Raw genomic sequence first — 4,645 nt, forward strand, 5'->3', positions numbered from 1 at the left:
ACTCTCTCACTCTCTCACTCTCTCACTCTCTCACTCTCTCACTCTCTCACTCTCTCACTCTCTCACTCTCTCACTCTCTCACTCTCTCACTCTCTCACTCTCTCACTCTCTCACTCTCTCACTCTCTTACTGCGGTCCAAATACGTCCAGGGCTTCTGACGCTTGAGTGCCGCGACAAGAAATCACTGAACACCATTATCTAAAGTGATTGACAATAATTTTCAAACACGCTAATTTCCACAGGGAAACATGCAAAGCCTTACAGAACTGTCGCATCCGAGTGGGTAAAGCGGGAGACGAGCATGCTGGATACCCTTTCCTCTTACTTCGAGACGAGCGGTTTCATGCCGCATGGTCATTGTTTTCTCTGGACCCCATCATTGCTTTGGAGCTACGTAATAGCTGACTCCATCATCGCCGCCTCCTATTACTCGATCCCGGTCGCACTGTGGTACTTCGTGCAGAAGCGGCGAGATCTCCCGTTCCGCTGGATTTTCGTGATGTTCGGCGTCTTTGTGATGGCTTGCGGCACTACCCACATCTTTGCGATCTGGAACATATGGTTGCCCAATTACTGGGCTGACGCAGGAATGAAGGTGTTCACGGCAAGTGCTTCCGTCATGACGGCGATCCTACTGTGGCCGCTGATACCCCAGGCGCTAGCCATCCCAAGCCCTGAACTACTTAGGCGTGCCAACCAGGGATTACAAAATGAAGTGAGCCGGCGCATTCAGGCAGAAAACGAGCTGCGGAAAGCAAACAGCGCACTGGAACAGCGCACTGCACAACTCGAGGCCGCAAACAAGGAACTTGACGCTTTCAGCTATTCAGTGGCACACGATCTGAGAGCGCCTCTGCGCCGCATCGGTGCCTTCTCGCAGTTTCTCCAGGAGGATCTTAAGAGTCCTCATGGTCTTGATACCACAGACGCTCACTATTTCGACGTCATTATCCAGTCGGTCAGCAAAATGGGCAAGTTGGTGGATGACTTGCTCACTTTGGCGCACACAGACCGTCTCAAGATTAATCAGCAAGCCGTCGATCTGAACGGCATTATCGCAGCGGCACGCAAAGAGTGTGAGCCCTTAGGCGGAGAAGACGCCGAATGGCAAATAAGCAGCCTGCCGACAGTCCGAGGGGACGCAGCGCTATTGCAGGTGGTTTTCACGAACCTGCTCTCCAATGCGGTGAAGTTTAGCCGTGGACGTGTCCCCCCGATCATCGAGATTAAATCGCTGACCGGTGACGGCGATGAAATGATTGTGGTCGTAAAAGACAATGGTGCGGGCTTCGATCCCAGTTTAGAGTACAAGCTGTTCGGCGTTTTCCAGCGCCTTCATCGGGACGACGAATTCGAGGGCAACGGCGTCGGCCTCGCAACCGTGCAGCGTATTATCCATCGACTTGACGGTCGGGTCTGGGCTGAGGGGAAACTGGATCAGGGCGCGATTTTTTTCGTCGCCCTACGGCGCGCATAAATCAGTTGATCACAACAATTCAAGCACGCAGTAAAACTTGTCCCTTGAGCGGCTGCTCCCGAGAAATTCGACAGGCAGGTTTGGGTTGTGACTTTCATGTTCGGAGATCTCTTGTCAGATCAAATCACGATTTATACAGCTTATATTCGTTGGAAAATCTTTATTCCCGGAATTTCGGTGAAGGAGTCGCGTCAGTATCAACGCCGAAACTGATCGTTGCGATATATCCTGCTCCGATAGAAGCGGGGTCGATTGGTGTTACCGACGCCATCATGGTATCGCCGTGTTCCCTGGTAAAGACATGATCTTCTTCCAGGCTAGTGCGCTTAGTCCGATGCTCGGAATACGGCTTGAGCGCCAGCACAGCTTTACTGACCTGTTCAGGCAGGAATATTTGCCCGGTATGCGCGACTCGTCCGCCTTGCACGCTCGCATCGGCAACGCGTACTTTTATATGAATATGGTTGACGCGGCCTTCATAGCAGCCGGGATACAGTGTTGTGAACTCCAGACGGCCTTCCGTGTTAGTACGTTGTATGCCGCGCAAAAATGTTTTCTGGTTGGACGGCGCGTGATGGGGCGGCATTCCGGGCGGCGGCGCACCATGCGGTTTTCCTGGCGGCGGCATGTGGTCAGGGCCACCGAATGGCACGCTACTGAAACCTGAATATTCACCGGATGCATCGCAAGACCACACCTCGATGCTTGCATTCTGCAACGGTACGCAATGTTTGGCGTCGATTAATTGGATACGCAGCACCAACGGTATGCCAGGACGGTCTTCAATGAGATTGCTGCGTAGCGCTTCACCACCGATGTAAAACGGGCCTTCCTCTTGTTCTGGTGTCAGCGTGCACAAGTTGTTTTTCGTGGCCGGGATTGTTGCACCGAATACTCGCGCCCATGACATCGCAAGCGCGCTGCCTAATATTTGAGAAACGAAATGTCGACGGGTAGTGCTGCGCATGAATATTTTCCTCATACTGGATATTGCATTGAATGTGAGAGAAAGTATCGCATGACGGGAAAGGCTTATGCTGAAATTTACATAAAAGCGCCGCTGGTGATCGTCTCCCACGACGCCGCCTGGTCAGGTGACGGTCCCGGACCTGCCGCCGACTCCTGATCGAGAGCCCGCCGGCGTTTCGCTTGCTCAAATCGCTGCCGTCAACGCCGGGAACGCAACCAGTTGTCGCGCCTGGCGAGAAATAGCGTTGGGCTTCGCAAAAATTGTTCTGGTTTTGATTGTCCGTCCGTACATGGCGATTCCCATTCCAGTCAATTGGGGCCACCAGTAAACTCTGTGAAGCAAGCACAGAATCGTAGGGAAAAAAAGAGGCCTCCATTTCTGGAAGCCTTATGTTTGTTGGTGTCAAGAGCCGGAATTGTTAAGCGGCTTTTTGAAGTGTTTTATGCGCCTTTGTTGAAAGGTCGCATAAGAGGTTTGCGGCGTTGACTGCCGTTTTTCTTCAACAGAACGTTTCTAGTGCCAGCGGCTCTATGTGATTTGGGCCGGTGCCACGAATCAGCAATGTCCCTGTGATGTGCATGCGAAGTAGCTGGCAGACAAAGAAATTTGCTTGATTGCCGATCTCCAGTACACCACCAGCATTGATTGTCACCGTGCCAAGAATGAAAACGGGGAACATCCAAATTTCCTTGAAAAGGGCTGAATTTATTTGATCCTGCCATTGACTGACTGTAGCCGAATTGCCGTAAACGTATTCGCGTGCAGTGGCGGCTGCCAAGTCTTGGGGCTGACTCCGCATGGAGAGAGAAGGGGGCGGAAACCGTGAAAATTTGCTGGAGAAAAAATTATCGGGATGACCGAGGATTCGTTTAGCTGATTCGACATTCTTGATGCTGAGGTTCTTCCAATCATGGGCGTATTGTTGATCCCGTGAGTCGAGCACGACTCGAGTGTTTTTCGGAACGATCAAGTCCCGAGGGCTCTCTACTGCGTCGACTTCGAGACGTGATAGTACGTCTTCGAGTGTTTTTTTTGTCCCTTTGGCAGGAGTAAGGATTGGTGTGAACGATGTCGGTTCTCCAGGCATCAGTTCAAGCGAACCACGGTACTGCTCAAGTCCTTTCGCAAACACCGCCACCTGATAAAGTCCCGCAGCTAAGGGAAGGCAGGTATGGACTCTAGGGCTTACTTCGTAGCGGGTCTGGTTTCCTGTAGCCGCTTCAGTAAATACAAACAGAGCGCGATCTACTGCTCCTGGCTCACCGTTATGATCCCACTTAACCGATACCCCAGATGCTACAGAACCAATCGGATCTGGCGTGTGCTCAATAGCGCATGTAGTCATTTGATAACCTCAGTTGTGATTTGCACGAAAGGCTAGATTTGGTGGAAATGGCCGAGTGCTCCATCCTTGCCTTTAGGGCCTTGCGGTCCTTCTCCGGCAGGATCGCCAGCCGATGCTTGGCCTCCACCATTTCCTGCATGACCGCCAGGCCCTGGCGGCCCGCCGGGGCCACCGAAACCGCCGGGCGCACCTAATCCCTGATGAGTCTCTTGAATGATCGAACTGTAACCAGTTCCCTCGAGAATCACATCCACGTCGTAGGCTGAGCCTCCGTCGCCACCTCTCCCCCCGACGCCACCTGGCCCGCCAGTGCCGCCTTTTCCGCCGTTACCAGGCGGCTGCTCATCATCACCATCTCCACCATCCTGACCTTCGCCGCCCATGCCGCCCATGCCACCTTGCCACCTTGCCCACCGGGCTGTCCGTGGCCTCCGGCAAGAACCAAGGTTACTGTGCCGCTGACATCACTGGGGATAATCAACTTAACACCTTGCGGCGTATTACCACCGTTGAATCCGTCTTGGCCGGGGCCACCCCCTAAGCCATCTTCGCCCTGATGCCCATCGCCACCGGGGTCATCATGATCCCACCACAGCGCGCCACCGTCGTTTCCGTTGGGTGCTTTCGGGGGATTCCACTTCGGCATACCGCCAGGTGCATAACTATTTGAATCGGGCGCTATTGAACTCGCGTCGTCGCCCTGGACAACCCATTTGGCCATGATTCGCTCCTTCTCAATAGAGATTAGGAATGTGCATCGACAAGGCGCACTCGCCTTTGCATTTGTGTCGGACTAGGCGACATGCAGATAACTAAATTGATTATCAGCTACAAATGCAAAAAAGCAAGTTT

The 4,645-nt window shown here is 53.1% G+C and carries 4 protein-coding genes; 1 reads left to right on the top strand and 3 read right to left on the bottom strand.

The window, feature by feature from the left end:
- Positions 1-302: 302 nt before the first annotated feature.
- Positions 303-1,478: a sensor histidine kinase gene (locus KHU33_RS25400; RefSeq protein WP_211468216.1), complete on the top strand. Its 1,176-nt coding sequence runs from the start codon at positions 303-305 to the stop codon at positions 1,476-1,478.
- A gap of 160 nt (positions 1,479-1,638) precedes the next feature.
- On the opposite strand, the gene KHU33_RS25405 is transcribed toward KHU33_RS25400, so the two are convergent.
- The 3 genes from KHU33_RS25405 to KHU33_RS25415 all read right to left on the bottom strand — a co-directional run bounded on the left by KHU33_RS25405 (position 1,639) and on the right by KHU33_RS25415 (position 4,514).
- Complete coding sequence (locus KHU33_RS25405; RefSeq protein ID WP_211468218.1) at positions 1,639-2,445, bottom strand: intradiol ring-cleavage dioxygenase; 807 nt, start codon at positions 2,443-2,445, stop codon at positions 1,639-1,641.
- Positions 2,446-2,947: 502 nt separating this feature from the next.
- Positions 2,948-3,793 carry a hypothetical protein gene (locus tag KHU33_RS25410; RefSeq protein WP_211468220.1) on the bottom strand — a complete coding sequence of 282 codons (846 nt, stop codon included), beginning with the start codon at positions 3,791-3,793 and terminating at the stop codon, positions 2,948-2,950.
- A 244-nt stretch (positions 3,794-4,037) separates the two neighbouring features.
- On the bottom strand, positions 4,038-4,514 hold the full coding sequence (locus KHU33_RS25415) for a hypothetical protein (protein WP_211468222.1): 477 nt from the start codon (positions 4,512-4,514) through the stop codon (positions 4,038-4,040).
- Between the last annotated feature and the right edge of the window lie 131 nt (positions 4,515-4,645).

Source organism: Collimonas silvisoli (assembly GCF_018305005.1).
GTDB classification, from domain to species: Bacteria; Pseudomonadota; Gammaproteobacteria; order Burkholderiales; family Burkholderiaceae_D; genus Collimonas; species Collimonas silvisoli.

What these genes read in the sequence shown, in the direction of transcription:
- KHU33_RS25405 (WP_211468218.1), bottom strand. Translation starts at nt 2,445, where the DNA reads ATGCGCAGCACTACCCGTCGACATTTCGTTTCTCAAATATTAGGCAGC.
- KHU33_RS25415 (WP_211468222.1), bottom strand. Translation starts at nt 4,514, where the DNA reads ATGGCCAAATGGGTTGTCCAGGGCGACGACGCGAGTTCAATAGCGCCC.
- KHU33_RS25400 (WP_211468216.1), top strand. Translation starts at nt 303, where the DNA reads ATGCTGGATACCCTTTCCTCTTACTTCGAGACGAGCGGTTTCATGCCG.
- KHU33_RS25410 (WP_211468220.1), bottom strand. Translation starts at nt 3,793, where the DNA reads ATGACTACATGCGCTATTGAGCACACGCCAGATCCGATTGGTTCTGTA.